2 pseudogenes are annotated in these 535 nt (G+C 70.1%); both read left to right on the forward strand.

Annotated features, from left to right (window positions below):
- Positions 1–289, forward strand: a pseudogene (locus tag LPA54_RS36240) (hypothetical protein); the annotation flags it as partial.
- Position 290: 1 nt separating this feature from the next.
- Positions 291–535, forward strand: a pseudogene (locus LPA54_RS36245) (hypothetical protein); the annotation flags it as partial.

Here is a 535-nt window from a genome sequence, read left to right on the forward strand (position 1 = left end):
GTACGACCGGGACGGCAGGTCGGTCACGCTGCGTGCGGGCACGTTCGAGCGGAAGGGGTCCAACCTTGCCGCGGGGACGGACTCCCGGCTGCCCGTGCTCATGCCTGCGAGCGCGGTGCACCCCTTCCTTCAGCACCAGTTCCCCGTGTACCTCACGGGCGCCCGGATCGGAAACGTCACGGTCTACCCCGCCAACCACGCGCGCGCCGGGCAGGTGTGGCTGACGCAGCACCCCGGCGTGAACGCCGGCCAGAACATCAACAGCGTGACCATGAATTGGACGGTGTGACGTGGCGCGGTATCTGTACGGAGCGACCCTCGCCGACTACGTCGTCCAGCCGACCGACGGACTCTGGGGAGTCGCCCCCGGGGCCGCGCTGACGTTCTGGTCCTCAGCGGACGGCGGCACCCAGTACACCGATCTCCTCGACGGCAGCGGCGCCACCGCCTCGACGATCACGACCGACGAGAACGGGTTCGTCCCGAGCTTCTCGGGACCCGACGGCGTGACGGGAATGTGGGCGGACGCCGGGGG

This window comes from Streptomyces sp. DH12 (assembly GCF_020873895.1).
In the GTDB taxonomy this organism is placed as follows: Bacteria; Actinomycetota; Actinomycetes; order Streptomycetales; family Streptomycetaceae; genus Streptomyces.